21 protein-coding genes are annotated in these 15,169 nt (G+C 49.2%); 17 read left to right on the forward strand and 4 right to left on the reverse strand.

Annotated elements, in window-relative coordinates; translation table 11 throughout:
• Window positions 1-6: 6 nt before the first annotated feature.
• From NYE33_RS20635 to NYE33_RS20665, 7 genes are all read left to right on the forward strand, one after another.
• Entirely contained in the window at window positions 7-204 is a 198-nt protein-coding gene (locus NYE33_RS20635) for a hypothetical protein (protein ID WP_076242964.1), read from the forward strand.
• 38 nt (window positions 205-242) lie between these two features.
• On the forward strand, window positions 243-620 hold the full coding sequence (locus NYE33_RS20640; RefSeq protein WP_076242965.1) for a hypothetical protein: 378 nt from the start codon (window positions 243-245) through the stop codon (window positions 618-620).
• 117 nt (window positions 621-737) lie between these two features.
• A complete protein-coding gene (locus NYE33_RS20645; RefSeq protein ID WP_076242966.1) occupies window positions 738-983 on the forward strand; it encodes a DUF7667 family protein in 246 nt (81 codons plus the stop codon).
• 112 nt (window positions 984-1,095) lie between these two features.
• Window positions 1,096-1,725, forward strand: coding sequence for a hypothetical protein (locus NYE33_RS20650; RefSeq protein WP_076242967.1), 630 nt, complete (start codon window positions 1,096-1,098; stop codon window positions 1,723-1,725).
• Entirely contained in the window at window positions 1,722-2,249 is a 528-nt protein-coding gene (locus NYE33_RS20655; RefSeq protein ID WP_076242968.1) for an accessory gene regulator ArgB-like protein, read from the forward strand. Before NYE33_RS20650 ends, NYE33_RS20655 begins: the two co-directional genes overlap by 4 nt.
• Window positions 2,246-2,389 carry an AgrD family cyclic lactone autoinducer peptide gene (locus NYE33_RS20660; protein WP_144026002.1) on the forward strand — a complete coding sequence of 48 codons (144 nt, stop codon included), beginning with the start codon at window positions 2,246-2,248 and terminating at the stop codon, window positions 2,387-2,389. The genes NYE33_RS20655 and NYE33_RS20660 overlap by 4 nt, the downstream gene beginning before the upstream one ends.
• 17 nt (window positions 2,390-2,406) lie before the next feature.
• Complete coding sequence (locus NYE33_RS20665) at window positions 2,407-2,805, forward strand: LytTR family transcriptional regulator DNA-binding domain-containing protein (RefSeq protein WP_076242969.1); 399 nt, start codon at window positions 2,407-2,409, stop codon at window positions 2,803-2,805.
• A 207-nt stretch (window positions 2,806-3,012) separates the two neighbouring features.
• Here NYE33_RS20665 and NYE33_RS36555 read toward each other — a convergent pair whose 3' ends face one another.
• Complete coding sequence (locus NYE33_RS36555) at window positions 3,013-3,246, reverse strand: helix-turn-helix domain-containing protein (RefSeq protein WP_144026003.1); 234 nt, start codon at window positions 3,244-3,246, stop codon at window positions 3,013-3,015.
• A 215-nt stretch (window positions 3,247-3,461) separates the two neighbouring features.
• On the opposite strand from NYE33_RS36555, the gene NYE33_RS20670 reads away from it, so the two are divergent.
• From NYE33_RS20670 to NYE33_RS20715, 10 genes are all read left to right on the forward strand, one after another.
• Window positions 3,462-3,656, forward strand: coding sequence for a helix-turn-helix domain-containing protein (locus tag NYE33_RS20670; RefSeq protein WP_341067326.1), 195 nt, complete (start codon window positions 3,462-3,464; stop codon window positions 3,654-3,656).
• 512 nt (window positions 3,657-4,168) lie between these two features.
• Complete coding sequence (locus NYE33_RS20675; RefSeq protein ID WP_042137960.1) at window positions 4,169-5,179, forward strand: 2-oxoacid:acceptor oxidoreductase family protein; 1,011 nt, start codon at window positions 4,169-4,171, stop codon at window positions 5,177-5,179.
• A gap of 26 nt (window positions 5,180-5,205) precedes the next feature.
• Window positions 5,206-7,512, forward strand: coding sequence for a thiamine pyrophosphate-dependent enzyme (locus NYE33_RS20680; RefSeq protein WP_341067328.1), 2,307 nt, complete (start codon window positions 5,206-5,208; stop codon window positions 7,510-7,512).
• 153 nt (window positions 7,513-7,665) lie between these two features.
• Complete coding sequence (locus NYE33_RS20685; RefSeq protein WP_341067330.1) at window positions 7,666-8,691, forward strand: ROK family protein; 1,026 nt, start codon at window positions 7,666-7,668, stop codon at window positions 8,689-8,691.
• Window positions 8,692-8,702: 11 nt separating this feature from the next.
• On the forward strand, window positions 8,703-9,911 hold the full coding sequence (locus tag NYE33_RS20690) for an MFS transporter (RefSeq protein WP_341067333.1): 1,209 nt from the start codon (window positions 8,703-8,705) through the stop codon (window positions 9,909-9,911).
• Window positions 9,911-10,510, forward strand: coding sequence for a DUF1349 domain-containing protein (locus NYE33_RS20695; protein WP_341067335.1), 600 nt, complete (start codon window positions 9,911-9,913; stop codon window positions 10,508-10,510). Before NYE33_RS20690 ends, NYE33_RS20695 begins: the two co-directional genes overlap by 1 nt.
• A 127-nt stretch (window positions 10,511-10,637) precedes the next feature.
• Entirely contained in the window at window positions 10,638-11,159 is a 522-nt protein-coding gene (locus NYE33_RS20700; protein ID WP_341067337.1) for a hypothetical protein, read from the forward strand.
• Window positions 11,160-11,512: 353 nt separating this feature from the next.
• The gene (locus NYE33_RS20705) at window positions 11,513-11,869 is read left to right on the forward strand and encodes a NifB/NifX family molybdenum-iron cluster-binding protein (protein WP_341067338.1); all 357 of its coding nucleotides are present in this window, start codon (window positions 11,513-11,515) and stop codon (window positions 11,867-11,869) included.
• Between the two features lie 33 nt (window positions 11,870-11,902).
• Window positions 11,903-12,097 carry a hypothetical protein gene (locus NYE33_RS20710; RefSeq protein ID WP_341067340.1) on the forward strand — a complete coding sequence of 65 codons (195 nt, stop codon included), beginning with the start codon at window positions 11,903-11,905 and terminating at the stop codon, window positions 12,095-12,097.
• Entirely contained in the window at window positions 12,012-12,212 is a 201-nt protein-coding gene (locus NYE33_RS20715; RefSeq protein ID WP_341067343.1) for a hypothetical protein, read from the forward strand. Before NYE33_RS20710 ends, NYE33_RS20715 begins: the two co-directional genes overlap by 86 nt.
• A gap of 299 nt (window positions 12,213-12,511) precedes the next feature.
• On the opposite strand, the gene NYE33_RS20720 is transcribed toward NYE33_RS20715, so the two are convergent.
• Genes NYE33_RS20720 through NYE33_RS20730 form a run of 3 tightly spaced genes read right to left on the reverse strand, consistent with a single transcriptional unit; the run spans window position 12,512 to window position 15,168 of the window.
• Window positions 12,512-13,309 carry an ABC transporter permease gene (locus NYE33_RS20720; protein WP_341067344.1) on the reverse strand — a complete coding sequence of 266 codons (798 nt, stop codon included), beginning with the start codon at window positions 13,307-13,309 and terminating at the stop codon, window positions 12,512-12,514.
• Between the two features lie 17 nt (window positions 13,310-13,326).
• A complete protein-coding gene (locus tag NYE33_RS20725) occupies window positions 13,327-14,340 on the reverse strand; it encodes an ABC transporter ATP-binding protein (protein ID WP_076243174.1) in 1,014 nt (337 codons plus the stop codon).
• A 30-nt stretch (window positions 14,341-14,370) separates the two neighbouring features.
• The gene (locus tag NYE33_RS20730) at window positions 14,371-15,168 is read right to left on the reverse strand and encodes an ABC transporter permease (RefSeq protein WP_341067345.1); all 798 of its coding nucleotides are present in this window, start codon (window positions 15,166-15,168) and stop codon (window positions 14,371-14,373) included.
• Between the last annotated feature and the right edge of the window lies 1 nt (window position 15,169).

A 15,169-nucleotide genomic window follows, 5' to 3' on the forward strand; every position in this document is an offset into this window, starting at 1 on the left:
TAAGGGATGGACAAAAGAATGAAGATTCGCGGCCAATATCGGAGTTTATTGATGGAAGATGATGTACACCAGTATGAAACACCAAATGGTGTGACTTTCGTAAAGGTGGATGCCTACGTTTGGTACAACTACGATAATGCTAAGGAAACACTCACCACCAACCAACTTGCAGCAAGATGCGCTGATGAGGAAATAAGCAAATAACATGGGCTACGGCCCCTCTAAAGGAGGAAGTGAAGCTTATGAGCCGTCAAGAAGAGGTCCAGCGATATGCGGAAATGATAATTGAAGAAGGGGATGGATACCGTTACCCAACTGCGGTCGGGATAATTAGAGCAACCATCACCGGTGATCAGTCGCCATTTGCAAAACTTCGGCGAATTGAAAATGTCTTATCTGCTCTGGACCTTGTATATAAGCAGAGTGTGGACAGCAGGGATTGGGCAACAGTGCTGGAGCATAAGGGACGTAAAATCCAGGTACTTAAAAGAGTTGGCTCGGGAGATCCATTTGGATACCGAATTGAGCCACCCTTGCCGTATGCCGCAAACCCGGAATGCTTGACGTATTACTATGACACCATAGGTGAGGCAATAGAGAGTATCGATGAATCCGCCTGATGAGCGCTGAGAGCGCCTCGGACCGGTTGCGGGACTGGTCGAAACCTTGAGCAATATGGTCGCGGAATCCGTCATACGAGGGCTGCGCGCGTCCTCAATGCATAGGAGTGATAGATAATGTTATATGCTCATGAACGAATGGCAGAGTTATGGACTATTCAAAAAAATCGGCCACTGAAGAATTCGGAAAAATTGGAGATGGATATTTGCCATCAAGCAAATGCTCTGTACTGCTGGGATTGGGCAAGACTTAAGCATTTTTCTGTAATTGCTTCTGAGACTAATGACGTGGGATTACATCACGAAATATGTGCTCAGATTGAGGAATTACAACTTACCGGGAAGGTCACTAAGAAACATTGAAAGAACGCCGCCTGATAGGCCTATATCGTAGTAAATAAGTTGTATACGCTATACCAGGACCAGATATATAATTAACCTATTGAATGAAAATTATGTCAGGCGGTGTTGTGTCGTGTCGTGGGAACCTGTAAGTTTTGTTTTTTTCTCAACCTTAGAGTTTGTAGCTATTTATTGTATCATTTGCGCTTTATTTAGATTCAAACCAACGGAAATTATTTTTCCTGCATTATTCATCATACTGCTAATGGATTTGCAAAGCTTCATTTTCAGAGAGGATCTACAATTAACCGAAATTGTGCCATTGATTAATATTTTATTGTACATCTTATTATTTACAATCGTGATGCGTATACCGCTGATCTGGTCGGCTGTTATTTCTGTCATGGGGTATTTTGCTTACGTGCTCCTGCAAGTCGCATTAGTCCAATTATCATTTGGATATTTATCTGTAAATGAATTAGCATTACATCCCGAAAAAGGGTACTTACTGCAGGCTATGAGTAGTGTGATTGGTATTGGTGGAGCTTATCTATTTTATATGTTTGGCGGAGGATTTACATTTGATTTTGAAAAGTTGAGGTTAAAACGCGAAGCAATTTATGTGTACACACTTATTGGTAGTGCGCTTTTACTAACAGTATGGCTTCTATATAAAGGCAACACGTTGACTGATGTTATATCAGTGTCGATTGCATTTATCTTCTTTACTTACTATGCAATAAAGAAGGAGAAGGAAAGATGATAGATTTTCTCTCCTTGAGGATCGCTCAAGGAATAAAGAAGGGCGCTCCTGACAGTACAGTATCTATTGCCGTTATGAAGTATGCTTTATCAATCATTATAAACGCGTCAATGATAATCTCTCTATCGTTACTGTTCTCAATTTTTACAGGGAAGACAGTTGAAGTAGCAATAGCACTTGTGGCGTTCCCTTTACTACGACAGGTTTCTGGTGGGTATCACATGCAATCAGGATTGAAATGCATCGTGTTTTCGACAATATTAATAACTGCAATATCCCTTGCCAATTTCGGATACTGGACTATCGTGACATTAGGGATCGTAAGTTTTATACTCGTGGCATTATTTGCTCCATCGAAAATTGAGAGACAATCGCGGATACCCAGAAAATTCTATCCATTCTTAAAAGTTGTCTCTCTGATAATCGTATCAACTAATTTTTTATTGGTTTCATCAGTTCTCAGCGCGACATTCTTTGCACAGGGCATCTCGCTGATTCACATGAAGGGAGGTGACAACAAATGAAAAAAATTATGGTAAATGCAAAACGATTATTATTGATGAACGCAGCGGCTCTACTTGGAGTCGTAGCTTTATCTACAGTAAGTACTGCGAGCGCGTGGTACGTGTATAACGGGGACGTGCCTGATGAGTTGTTAAATTAGAGAAGTAGGTGGTAGGTATGCTGAAACTCTCCGTAACTCGTGATCCAGAGGGAGAATCTGGCCTGATCAACATAGATGCTGATAATGTATTGATGTTGAACTTTGAAATGAGTTCAGATAAAGTGGCTGTTCATACTGCGGAGGATGTCTTCTTTATGGTAGGAACATTGAAGTATTGGAATAAGGCTTTAAATAATAGCGGATATAGATTTGGAATAGCAGATAGAAGCAACTGCGTGAACTTAAATAAAATAACGGTGCTTGATAAAACCTTGAAAATTGCTTTCTTTGAAAAGAACTTTACAAGTAAGTCAAAGCGCTGCATGATTGCTGGATATCGTTATAAAGAGGTTGCAGAAAGTTTGATGTTAGTCAACCCTAATATAATAATTACAACGAGCGAGAGCCTTTATTAAAGGCTCTTTTTTATTACCACAATATTCATAAAATGTAAAGCAAAATACACACGTTCTCCTATACAATCTGTCCAGCCATTTGCAATATACAAAATACACAATATGGGTTTTAATATAAATATATTCGCAAGTTGAATGGGTATTGACCAGTCGTGTTGTTGCGTGTTATGGAGAGTTTTAACATGGGGGAGCAGATATCACTCCGTCCTACTGCAGTTTCCAATCATACAAATCAGCCTCAGTACAGTTAAGCGCTAAGCATATAGCTCGTTTCTGTAACGTTGTCATAGGCCGTTCGCCTCTTTCCATACGTGATAAATGGCTGACTGAAATGGAAACACCGTATAGTTTCTTTAAATTTTTAGTTAACTCAGATTGAGTTACCCCAGAAGACTCACGGATATTTGGCAGTAGGCACATCCCTTGTATAAGGTGCGCCATAACAACCTCCAATTAGAATGTCAAAGAAAGGAGACGATGTTCGAGCGAATTATATCATAAGTAATAACAAAAAGCATTAGACGCAAAGAAGGGGGACGCCCTGGCAGACGTTCCCCTTCAAGAATGCATTAGAAATTTTACATTGTAATATTAACACATACTGCAATACTTTTTGCGATTGGATATTTTAAACATACATAGAGAGAGGGAACGAGATGGGGATAAAATTAGAATTGAAAGAACTGAGAGAACAGCGCAACCTGTCAGTGGATCTTGTTGCCCAAAAAACTGGAATACAAGTGGCAGACATTAAGGCTTTTGAAAAACATCCTTTTTCAGTTGGGCTGATATTGGCCACCTCTTTTTCAATATTATATAATGTTTCATTAGATGAAATTAATTGGAACTAAATAAAAGGCCTTGAGATAATTATCTCAAGGCCTTTTATTTAGTTCCCCACATCCTCCCCACAAGGAGCAAAAATAATATTCGAATTATCAATTTTTTAACAATGTTATTGATACGTAATCGATACAATAAATACAGTGTTTAAAAGGAATAAAGATCATTGACGATGTTGCTGATACTGTGCTTTACCCATGAAATCTGTGACAAATTTAACATCTTAATTTTTAATTTTATTGCTAAATTAAGGGTGACATTGGTTCCACATCATCCTTGGGAAAACGCGGAATTACACACAATTTTCACAATTTGTCGTTTTTATGGCAGATTACCTTCTATTGAAGTAACGCCGCGCTGTCGCGTATAAAGAAATCCATTGAAATCCATAAAGAATTGTGATTCCCAAAGCGTGGATAATGCAAGATATGTCACTTCGCGGCTTGCAATTTCAAGTTACAATCGTTGAAAAAGTCAAAAGGATGTTATTCTTCTTGACACTAAGAAAGGGGTTATGTCGGTGGTACAATTGCCAAAAGTAAATGAGCTCGGCTTCTTTGAGATTCGTCTCGAATCTATTGGGGGCCTGGGAGCGAACCTTGCCGGTAAAATGCTCGCGGAAGCGGGTGTAGTCGGCGCAGGACTCAATGGCGTCAGTTTTTCATCGTATGGTTCGGAGAAGAAGGGGTCGGCGGTTAAAGCTCATATCCGTTTCTGCGATATGGACACTCATATCCGTGATACCTCCCCGGTAGAGCGTCCGCATGTTGTCGGTGTTTTTCACGAAGCGCTTGCCAAGACCGTTAACGTAACCAGCGGAATTCATGAACACAGTACCGTTCTTGTGAACTCGGCCAAGACGCCGGAAGAACTCAAAGAACTGCTGAAGATGAAGGCCGGTACGATTGCAGTAATCGATGCCACCAGCATCGCACTGAAAGAGAAGAACCGCGTGAATATGGCGATGCTAGGCGCGCTGTTCCGGCTCTGTCCGTTCCTGGATACCGATATTATGAAGGGCGTTATTGAGAAATCGCTCGGCAAGAAATATCCGCAGGCGGTCCAGTCGGCCATTACGACCTTTGACCGTGGTTATAATGAAGTGAAATTCATGCATTTCGAGCTCGCTGCCGGTGACAGCATGCCGGTGTATGTCCGCTCCGATATTTCCGCTCTCGGCTACGAGACTCAGCCGATAGGCGGCACCATCACGAACCCGGGCGGCAGTTTCCTGAAGAACCTCAGCATCTCCCGTTCCGGTATGCTTCCGGTGTATGAGAATGAGTCCTGTATCAATTGTGCACAGTGTGACACGGTATGTCCGGATCAATGCTTCGTCTGGGAAGAGCGGTTGGACCGCAAGGGCCGTTCGCAGATGTTCCTGCTCGGCATTGACTATCAATACTGCAAAGGCTGCCTGAAATGCATCGGCGCCTGCCCGACCTCGGCGCTCTCCAGCACCCGGGAGAAGGAAGGCTATGCAGACAGCCATACCGTGAAGCATACGTTTGATCTGGTTACTCAAGTCTAAATTTCGGAAGAAAGGTGGAATGAATTGTGGCTATTGATTATGAAAAAGAAGTAGGCTCCGCCAAAGTGGAGCAGAAATTCCTATATGAATCCGGCAATGAAATGGCTGCTTATGCCGCCCATCAGATTAACTATCATGTTATGGGGTATTTCCCGATCTCCCCGTCGACGGAGGTTGCCCAGTTCCTCGATACCATGAAAGCCAGCGGACAGCATGATATTATGCTGGTGCCTTCCGATGGTGAGCACAGCTCCGCCGGGATCTGTTACGGCGCTTCCACAGCAGGCGGCCGCGTGTTCAATGCTACCAGTGCGCAAGGGTATATGTTCATGCTGGAGCAGCTGCCTGTACAAGCAGGTACGCGGATGCCTATGGTCATGAACCTGATCTGCCGTTCGATCTCGGGTCCGCTGAATATTCACGGTGACCATTCCGATTTGTATTTCGCCCTGAACACCGGCTGGCCGATCCTGATGTGCCGTGATCCGCAGTCCGTCTACGACATGAACCTGATGGCATTGAAGCTTGCGGAGCATGCCAAGGTCCGCCTTCCGGTAATGGTTGCTTCTGACGGTTATTTCACTTCTCACCAGAAGCGCCGTGTGCAGGCTTTTGCCCACCGCGAGGATGTTCACAAGTTCGTAGGCGAGCAGCCGCCAGTTGGCTTCACCGATACGCTGGACCGCAATAACCCTGTTACTGTAGGTCCTTATATGAATGAACCGGATTATATCAACAACCGTTATCAGCAGTCGGTAGCCATGTACAATGCCGGTGAAGTGTTTGAAGAGATCGCAGCGGAATTCGCTGTACTGACAGGCCGGCATTATCCGATGATCGAGCAGTACCGGATGGAGGATGCCGATGTGGCCGTATTCCTGATGAACTCCGCTTCGGAGATTATCAAGGATGTGGTCGACCAGCTGCGTCTGCAAGGAATTAAAGCGGGTGCCATCTCCCCGAACATGATCCGCCCCTTCCCGCAGAAGCAGATTGCTGAAGCGCTGAAGAACGTCAAAGCCATCACTGTCGGTGACCGTGCGGATTCCGTCGGCGGACACGGCGGCAACATGGTTAACGAAATCAAGGCTGCATTGTTCACGTACGGCAACACGACCACTAAGGTAATCAGCCGTATCTACGGACTGGGCGGTAAAGACTTCTATGCTGAAGACGGCCATCATTTCTTCCAGCTCGCAATGGATGCCGTGGTAGCAGACCGCGTAGAAGTGCCGTTTGATTACTACGGCCACAATCCGGGAGCGCCGGAGAATGCGCCGAAGCGTCTGCTGAAGCCGATGAACTTTGATCTGTTGAAGACCGGCCTGATTACGGTGAATAAGAATGAAGAAACTGGTAAGCTGGCCGTGAAGATTCCGCCGATCCGCTCCCTGATGAAGAAGCCAAGACGCTTGTCTCCGGGACATGGTGCATGTCCGGGCTGTGGTATTTTCTCAGGCCTTGAGCTGTTCTTCAAAGGGATTGAAGGGGATATCGTAGCGCTGTATCACACCGGCTGTGCCATGGTTACAACTACCGGCTATCCTTATTCGTCACATAAATCAACGTTCATCCACAACCTCTTCCAGAACGGTGCAGCTACACTGTCCGGTGTGGTCGAAATGTTCTGGGAACGCAAACGCCGCGGCGAGCTGGACGGCCTGGGGCTGCAGGATGACTTCACCTTCGTTATGGTAACGGGTGACGGCGGTATGGACATTGGTATGGGTCCGGCGATCGGCGCTGCACTGCGCGGCCACAAGATGATCATCGTGGAATACGATAACGAAGGCTATATGAATACAGGTGCACAGCAGTCTTATTCCACACCGCTTGGACACCGTACTTCAACTTCGAGCATCGGCAAAACCCAGCAGGGCAAGCTGACCCAGCATAAGGATACTGCGCAGATTATGGCTGCGACCAATATTCCTTATGTCTTCACCGGCTGTGAAGCTTATCCTCAGGATCTGCTGAAGAAGGCTGCGAAGGCTCAGTGGTATGCTCAGAATGAAGGTCTCGTCTACGGCAAGATCCTGATCGCCTGCCCGCTCAACTGGATGAGTGAAGACAAAGACGGAACAGATATCGTCTCCCTGGCTGTTGAGTCCTGCTTCTTCCCGCTCTATGAAGTAGAGCAGGGCATGACCTACATTACGTATAACCCGGAAGACAAGGAGAAACGGATCGAAGTCTCCGCCTGGCTGAAGACTATGGGCAAAACCCGCCATCTGCTGAAGCCGGAGAACGAGCCTGCGCTGCGCAGCTTCGAGAATGAGGTACAGCGCCGCTGGAGCCGTCTCAAAGCGAAACATGAGCATCCTGATTTGTAAGGCTTAACCTAAGCACCACTATAATTAGCCATCATTCATTCCCGCCCGGCAGAGATTCTCTGCCGGGCTATTTCAACATTTCAATAATTTTTTTCAAAATAACCATTTATTAAAATACTTTATTAAAGTATTATTATAACGAGGTGAAAGCAGATGCAGAAGATTGGCGGCAATGCGTTAGTCATTCGCGAAGTGAATATGAACCTGGTGCGGCAGGTGCTGAAGGAACACGGGCAGGCAACCAAACGGCAGATTGCCGGAGTTAGCGGCCTTAGTGTCGTTACAGTGGGCACTGTACTGCAGCTATTGGAAGCGCAGAATGAGGTGCTGGCTGGAGCACAGGTGTCCTCCAGCGGAGGGAGGCCTGCACAGCAATACATATACAATGACGAGTATGCCCTGGCGCTGATTCTGTTCACGCATGAAGAGCAGGATGTGATCTACATTCACAGAACGGTTGTTACGCTGACCGGACGTACACTGTTTGAGGATAATACAGCGGTCTCAGGCGTCGATCTGGCGGCCTTTGAAGCGGTGATTGACAGCTCGCTGCAGATGTACCCCCTGATACAGGCTATCGGGCTGGGCCTGCCTGGTGCGGAAGTAGAAGGCCTAATGGTTGTATCCGATTACAAAGCCTTGCGCGGTGTTCCGGTGGCAGAGCATTTCCGGCAGCGGTACGGCAAACCTGTTGTGATCGAGAACGATGTCAACGCTGCCGTGATTGGCTATTGCCGAAGGATGAAGGAGGAGACAGCTTCAGTTGTCTATTTGTATTTTCCGGACCGCTTCGCTCCGGGAGCCGGCATATTTATAGGAGGCAAGCTGTATAAGGGGAAACGCGGCTTCGCCGGAGAGGTAGCCAACATTCCGCTCGGCATTGCCTGGGGAGATGGCGGACTGATTGCTTCTTTTGAGGCACTTACGGATGCGATTGCTAGGCTGGCGGCTGCTGTCAGCAGTGTGCTGAATCCGGATATTGTTGTGCTGTACGGCAGCTTCCTGAAGGAAGAGCATCTTCTATCCGTGGAGAAGAAATGCAGCGCCTCGCTGCCTTATCCTGCAATTCCAAGGGTGAGAATGTCAGACGATTTCGCTGCTGACTATATTCAGGGCATGATTGTGCAGACGCTGGGCACTTTGGAACAAAGACTGTATTTAACGAAAATAGAAGGTTAGGCGGGGAAGAGATGGCAACGGTATTCTTGATCATTATTTATATGGCATTTATCAGCTTAGGTCTGCCGGACTCCATGCTGGGAGCGGCTTGGCCGATCATGAGGCTGGATTATGGGGCGCCGGTTGAGACGGCGGGGCTGCTCTCCATGATTGTAGTCGCGGGGACGATTATTTCTAGTTTAGCCAGCAGTGCCGTGCTGAAACGGCTGGGTACGGGGATGGTTACTTTTATCAGCGTGGCTGTGACGGCTCTGGCCTTGCTCGGCTTCTCTTACTCTTCTTCTGTAATTTGGGTGGCTGTGCTGGCCTTGCCGCTGGGGCTGGGTGCCGGTTCTATCGATACAGGGCTGAACAATTATGTGGCTACCCACTATAAGGCGCATCATATGAGCTGGCTGCACTGCTTCTGGGGCATCGGGGCAATGCTCGGACCGATCATTATGTCGCGTTATATCGCAGGCGGCGATTCCTGGAGAACGGGATACTTTACTGTCAGCATGATCCAGTTTGCGCTTGTGGTGCTGCTGTTTATCAGTCTGCCGTTATGGAAAAGGGCAGGCAAGAGCAGCAGTCCGCAGGCTGAGAACGTCAGGAATGAGCCAGAGACGGTAATGGCAGCGGAGGCTGCTTCCGGCAATGTGCTGCGGATCAAAGGCGTGAAGCTGGCGATGATTACCTTCCTGTTCTATTGTGGAGTGGAAGCCACGGTAGGACTCTGGGGCAGCAGCTATCTGGTTAATGTCAAGGGTGTCTCAGCAGCAACTGCTGCTGGCTGGGTGTCATTGTATTACGGCGGAATTACGGCCGGGCGGCTGATTACCGGGTTTATTACCTTCCGGTTCAGCAACAAGGAGCTCATCCGCGGCGGTCTGGTTATATCCATGCTGGGTGCGCTGGTGCTGGCTTTACCGCTTCCGGCGGTCTTTTCACTGGTTGCATTTATTCTGATTGGATTGGGATCGGCACCGATCTTTCCCTGTATGCTGCATGAGACACCGGCCCGGTTCGGACAAGCGAACTCCCAGAAGATTATGGGCTATCAGATGGCTCTGGCCTATACCGGCGGAGCTTTTCTGCCCCCGCTTCTGGGCTGGGTGGCAGCGCGCAGCAGCTTTATGATTCTTCCGCTGGTGATGATCGGGTATATTATTGTTATGATTCTAAGCTCTGAGCAGATCAACAGTATGATGAAAAAACGGAAAGAAGAGGTGAGCCTGTAATGAGAATAGTAGCGTGGCAGGATGGAGCATGGAGTAACGAACCGGTGTCCAGCAGAGTTGTAGCAGGAGCACTTGTGGCGGAAGCTGCAGAAGGCAGTGATTATTGGCAAAAAACGATGTACGGCTTCCAGCATGACAATGGGCACGCCTTGCTCGCACCCTGGGGGGATGCGGAAGCTATAGAGGTCAGCTTTTCGCTGGACGGGTTCACAGAGCTGTATGATCAGGCAGGCATTATGCTGTGGTATAGTGAGGAAGTCTGGATCAAAGCCGGTATTGAGCTGAATGATGGTATTCCGCATGTGGGCGCCGTTGTGACCGATGGCTACTCCGACTGGTCGCTGTCACCTGTTCCGGAATGGACGGATGAGGTGATCACCCTCCGGGCTTCGCGGATGAAGGATGCCGTAATCCTCAGAGCCAGAACGGAGAATCATCCCTGGAGGACGATCCGGGTCGCCCGTTTTCCGTATGTGACCGGTAAGCAGGCAGGACCCTTCCTGTGTGCTCCAACCCGGCCGGGATTTCAGGTAACCTTCACACGGTGGGCTGCTTCAGCTCCTGATACCGATGTGCATACGGACCCGCCAGTACGTTAATCTCCCGGTGCACGGAATCATTCCAGCAATTTGCGGTAAGACAATCGGCTCTTTGCATACTTTTCACGTACTCAGCCATCCTATACCCAACAGGAAGAATCTGAGTGTTTGTGAAGGGGGAATAGTTATGAAGCGCCGATTAGCAGGTATGCTGGCTGCGGTATTGACTGCAGGAACACTGCTCGCAGGCTGCTCCGGGGAGCAGAACAAGAAGGAAGCGGGAAGCTATACGATGCAAGCGTATCAGGACGGGTCAATGCTGGCTTACTCGCAGGGAAAAGGGCTGGACGGCCGGTTCCGCAAGGCGATGCGGCGGGGTTTTGCCATTGAACAGCTTGCGCTGACCGATGAGAAGTTCACCGAAGACAACCGCGGAAATACAAGCTATCAGTACCTGATCAACAACCAGCCCGCGCAGAATATCACGCTGCATGTATTCACCAGCCGCCCTGAGCGGGTGAGCCGGATTACGGATTGGTACGGCGGTATAGAGCTGGCGGAGACGTCCGGGGCGAGAACAGAGGTCTATAACAAGGACAATACTTCTCTGGTGTATACCTCCATGGGTAAAGAGAAGGGGAAGTATTCGAAGAAGGTAAAGGACCTGTTTAGCGGACTTCTGGAGCACCTGGGTACACACGCCCATTAAAAGATCACACAATATTCACCATTCAGGGGATTGATCTTTAGGCAGCGGTTAGGTATTTTAATACAAAGTAATTCAATTGGTATTTGTTTAATTAGCCGAGCGGTTCACCGAAGGCCGGTCTCAACATCCGTAAGCGGGTGGGGTGCCGGCCTTTTCTTTTATATACCTATGTGAACAAGTTCACAACAAAGCAATGACTGCATCACAGCCTTAAGCAGGAAGCATACACCAAGAGTATAGCGCAGCATCTGCTGAGATTGGGCCGACTGGACCACAATCCGGAGGTCAAACCATACACCTGGGAGGTGAGCGGTTTGGCCTCTTTGTGTATCGCAGATTAGGAGGAGATGGGAGTGACGTGGAAGATTGCTATCGGAAGTGTGGACGGCATCCACATCAATCAGCATTTTGGGCGATGTGACCGGTTCCTGATCTATAGGATGGAGCCGGAGGGAAGTTACAGCATTATAGAGGACCGGAGTTATGACCGGCAAGCGGAAGCAGCAGGCCATGACACGCATTCGCTGCAGAATACCGCCGCCCTCCTCGCAGACTGCAGTATTGTCCTGGTCAGCCACATTGGACCGGGAGCGAGAGCGCTGCTCTACGAGCGGGGAATTCAGGCTATGGCGGTCGAGGCTCCGATTGAACAGGCGCTGAAGCGTCTGGTGCATTTTCTCCGCTCAGGCAGGGGTGCTATTCTGCAGTGAATGATTGCATATTACATCAAAGGAGTGTCGGACATGACTAAGAAGTTGAAGCAGATCGCAATTTACGGCAAAGGAGGAATCGGCAAGTCGACAATCACTTCCAATATCAGTACTGCGCTGTTGGGTGGCAGGCTACAAGGTCATGCAATTCGGCTGTGCTCCCAAAAGCGATTCCACCAATACGCTGAGGGGCGAATACATACCTACAGTGCTGGATTCATTGCGTGATAACCATTCGGTCAGGGCTCAGTTTTTTGAAATGGCTATGTTGAATTTGGTCAAAAGGCGGTTATCGAGCTATGGCTCAGGTCAATATTCGGATTCCCGTCCGATTTCCCTGTAAGGTCTTAGATGTTGAAGCGGACTGAGAATCCTTTAACTTGTTCTAAAGAGCTTGAAATGAGGCATTTCAAGACGCTTAAGGGAATCTCAGTCACCCAAATTCCTGCAGATTTGGCCAAGTAGCGGAATCTCATTCCTCCTCAGAAGCCGATTCCTTATATTACTCGGTGAAAACGGCTACCCTCTTAAGGACGCGTAGCCGTTTCTACCGGAAAGTGAAGACTTATTATGTTTGGGGATCCCCGTAAAGTTCCTGGATCATCCTCGAAGTTAAAGCCCCCCTTTGCGGGGGGATCTTGTCTAGAACATGCTCCAGTTACCCTTCAGGCGGGCATGGCGCTCAGCGCGGTACAGGATATACCGGGTGCATCCGGCAAGCAGAAGACTGCCCGCCACCAGAACGGTCAGCGCCAGCCACCAGGTCCGGCCGGTAGTGCCGTACAATGCTCCGCGTACAAGGATCAGACTGTATGTCACGGGGAACAGGGCGGACAGCCCCGTTGCCCAGGCCGGGAAGACGGCTGGAGGAATACGGACTCCCCCGAACAGCTCCATAGGAGTCTGAAAAATATAATAGAGAAATGAGGATTCCCGGGAGAACAGCGACACCGCGCTCAGCATTGCCCCCCAGATGATAGCGGCAATTATAATCAGCAGCAGAGCAAGGGTTAGCGCCGTCCAATTAACTGAAGCGGTATCTGAAACAAACACAAACGTCAGAATGGAGAAGGCCGCGAACATCCATATTCCATGCAATAAGGAATAGAGGGAGCGTCCATACAGGAAGGCTATTTTGGATGCCGGAGTGAGGAAGACGGTCTCAACAGTACCGTCCTTGCGTTCCTGCTCAAAAATCCAGGCCGCTTCCACCACCGTCCAGAACAGCTGGAATACTAAGTAGCCGCTCAGCAAAAACAACGGGATACGTTCGTCCGGGATGATCCGTGATAACACAGAGCCTTCCCCGGTCCGGTAGGGCTTCATCGTGTAATAAGAGGTCAAGAAGCTGATGATAGGCCAGAAGAGCAGGGAGAAGAAGGTAGCCCGTCCCTTCCGGCGGTTTCTGTGCTGCTTCTTAAGTTCAGCGGCAATTGTCATCCATAGGCCGCAGGGTCTCATGAGGCCCGCTCTTCGGAGAGGAGTATAATAGCATCCTCCAAGGTGGGCTTTTCGCAGGAAAAGCTGTGGATGTGCAGACCGTGATCACTCACCCAGGGAAGCAGCTCTGTAATGAGCCTGTCCGCTTGGGGAGTTTGTACAGAAATTCGATAGGCTTCTTCCGGGCTGGAAGAGATTAGTCCGGCAGCGTGTTGCCCGCCCGCTAGCTTCGCCGGATGACCCAGTGCTCCCAGATGAGCAAGCAGCAACGGCCGGAGGCACTCGTCCCATCCGCTTACATCCAGATGCGCGGTCTGCGAACCGGCAATCTGCGAGACGATAGCCTCCGGTTTGTCGCAGAGCAGCAGCTCGCCGCGGCGCAGGATATACACCCGGTCACACAGCTCTTCAACCTCCTGCAGATAATGGCTGGTCAGCAGAATGCCTTTGCCTTGTTCCTTGGAGAGCTTCCGTACCGTTCCGCGCAGCTGCCGTGCAATGGGTGCATCCAGCCCCAGTGTAGGTTCATCTAAGAATAAGTAAGCCGGATCATTGATTAATCCGCGGGCAATCTGCAGCCGCTGCTTCATCCCTTTGGAGTACTGCTCGACCGGCTGGTCAGCCGCTTCAGCCAGTCCGACCTCCTCCAGCAGCCTGCTGCTTTCCCGGCGGATTGCCAGGCTGCTGAGTCCATACAGCCTGCCGAAATACTCCAGGTTCTCCCTGCCGGTTAGCCGCCAGTACAGCATCCGTTCACCGCCGGGAATCATGTTCACCTTCGATTGGATAGCTTTCCGATTATCATCCATAGAGAGGCCATCCACCTCTATACTCCCCGAAGTCGGATCGAGCAAGGTGGAGAGCATGCGGATGGTTGTGGTTTTGCCTGCTCCGTTCAGGCCGAGCAGTCCGACAACCTCACCCGGTTCAATGGTTAGCGACAGTGCCTTGACAGCGGTATGAAGCTTAATTTCAGAGCGGAACAGGCCAAGCCTGTTTTTGGTCTGATAGATTTTGGTAACCTCATTCATGCGGATCACTTGGACATCAGCCTCCCTTATTTAGAATTGCTCGAATAAACGTCGTTCCACCCTGGAGATGCACCATAACCCTACAGTAATATAGACCAGACTAAGCAGCAGTGCAGGCAGGAGGTCCGTCAAAGATACCGTCTCCCCGGTCAGCAGTGCACCGCGCAGTAGCTGGAGCGAAGTGGTAAGCGGGAAGACCTCCGCCGCCATCTGCAGGAACCTTGGCAGATACTGGCGCGGGAACTGGAAGCCGCAGAGCAGGGTCATTACGGTGAACAACGTATTCTGCACGATGTATGTATCACGTGTAAGCAGCATCACACTGCCCATCACCAGTGCCATTGCATAGGTAGACAGGATAAAGAGGAAGGCTCCGGCCAACACAGACAGCAGATGGGGAGCTGGAAGCCGCAAGCCGGCCAGAATGCCGAAAGCGAGAACAGCCGCCAGGATTAACCCGCTGTGGTAAAATTGCTGCACGGCCGTTCCGAGGAAATAGCCGTTCCTGCTGGAAGGAGAGAGCAGCAGCGCCTCAAGAGTGCCTTCCCTCCATTCGGTGATTAGTGACCTGGAGACATTCATCATCATGCTGACGCAAAAAATATTCAAAGTGCCGCCGATGATGGCAAATGCGAGATAGTTATTTGTTCCGGTATAAAGGGCGAATTTGTCATCCAAATCCCCTTGAATCAAATAAACATACGAGAAATAGGCGACCAGGACGAGATAGGCTCCTTCAATAATGTGACCCAGGGTGAAATTCCAGGGAAACGCTCTGAGGTTGGACCTCTGGTTTCTTACAGCGGTTGCAATGGCGGTTTGCCACACG

Origin of the sequence: Paenibacillus sp. FSL R10-2199, from assembly GCF_038000235.1 — a bacterium.
GTDB lineage: Bacteria > Bacillota > Bacilli > Paenibacillales > Paenibacillaceae > Paenibacillus_AQ > Paenibacillus_AQ phytohabitans.

Bases quoted from the DNA above. Each gene is read 5' to 3' on its own strand.
- NYE33_RS20720 (WP_341067344.1), bottom strand. From the start codon at position 13,309: ATGACAATTGCCGCTGAACTTAAGAAGCAGCACAGAAACCGCCGGAAG.
- NYE33_RS20645 (WP_076242966.1), top strand. From the start codon at position 738: ATGTTATATGCTCATGAACGAATGGCAGAGTTATGGACTATTCAAAAA.
- NYE33_RS36555 (WP_144026003.1), bottom strand. From the start codon at position 3,246: ATGGCGCACCTTATACAAGGGATGTGCCTACTGCCAAATATCCGTGAG.
- NYE33_RS20715 (WP_341067343.1), top strand. From the start codon at position 12,012: ATGCAATTCGGCTGTGCTCCCAAAAGCGATTCCACCAATACGCTGAGG.
- NYE33_RS20695 (WP_341067335.1), top strand. From the start codon at position 9,911: ATGAGAATAGTAGCGTGGCAGGATGGAGCATGGAGTAACGAACCGGTG.
- NYE33_RS20660 (WP_144026002.1), top strand. From the start codon at position 2,246: ATGAAAAAAATTATGGTAAATGCAAAACGATTATTATTGATGAACGCA.
- NYE33_RS20725 (WP_076243174.1), bottom strand. From the start codon at position 14,340: ATGAATGAGGTTACCAAAATCTATCAGACCAAAAACAGGCTTGGCCTG.
- NYE33_RS20635 (WP_076242964.1), top strand. From the start codon at position 7: ATGGACAAAAGAATGAAGATTCGCGGCCAATATCGGAGTTTATTGATG.
- NYE33_RS20670 (WP_341067326.1), top strand. From the start codon at position 3,462: ATGGGGATAAAATTAGAATTGAAAGAACTGAGAGAACAGCGCAACCTG.
- NYE33_RS20640 (WP_076242965.1), top strand. From the start codon at position 243: ATGAGCCGTCAAGAAGAGGTCCAGCGATATGCGGAAATGATAATTGAA.
- NYE33_RS20685 (WP_341067330.1), top strand. From the start codon at position 7,666: ATGCAGAAGATTGGCGGCAATGCGTTAGTCATTCGCGAAGTGAATATG.
- NYE33_RS20655 (WP_076242968.1), top strand. From the start codon at position 1,722: ATGATAGATTTTCTCTCCTTGAGGATCGCTCAAGGAATAAAGAAGGGC.
- NYE33_RS20700 (WP_341067337.1), top strand. From the start codon at position 10,638: ATGAAGCGCCGATTAGCAGGTATGCTGGCTGCGGTATTGACTGCAGGA.
- NYE33_RS20710 (WP_341067340.1), top strand. From the start codon at position 11,903: ATGACTAAGAAGTTGAAGCAGATCGCAATTTACGGCAAAGGAGGAATC.
- NYE33_RS20690 (WP_341067333.1), top strand. From the start codon at position 8,703: ATGGCAACGGTATTCTTGATCATTATTTATATGGCATTTATCAGCTTA.
- NYE33_RS20665 (WP_076242969.1), top strand. From the start codon at position 2,407: ATGCTGAAACTCTCCGTAACTCGTGATCCAGAGGGAGAATCTGGCCTG.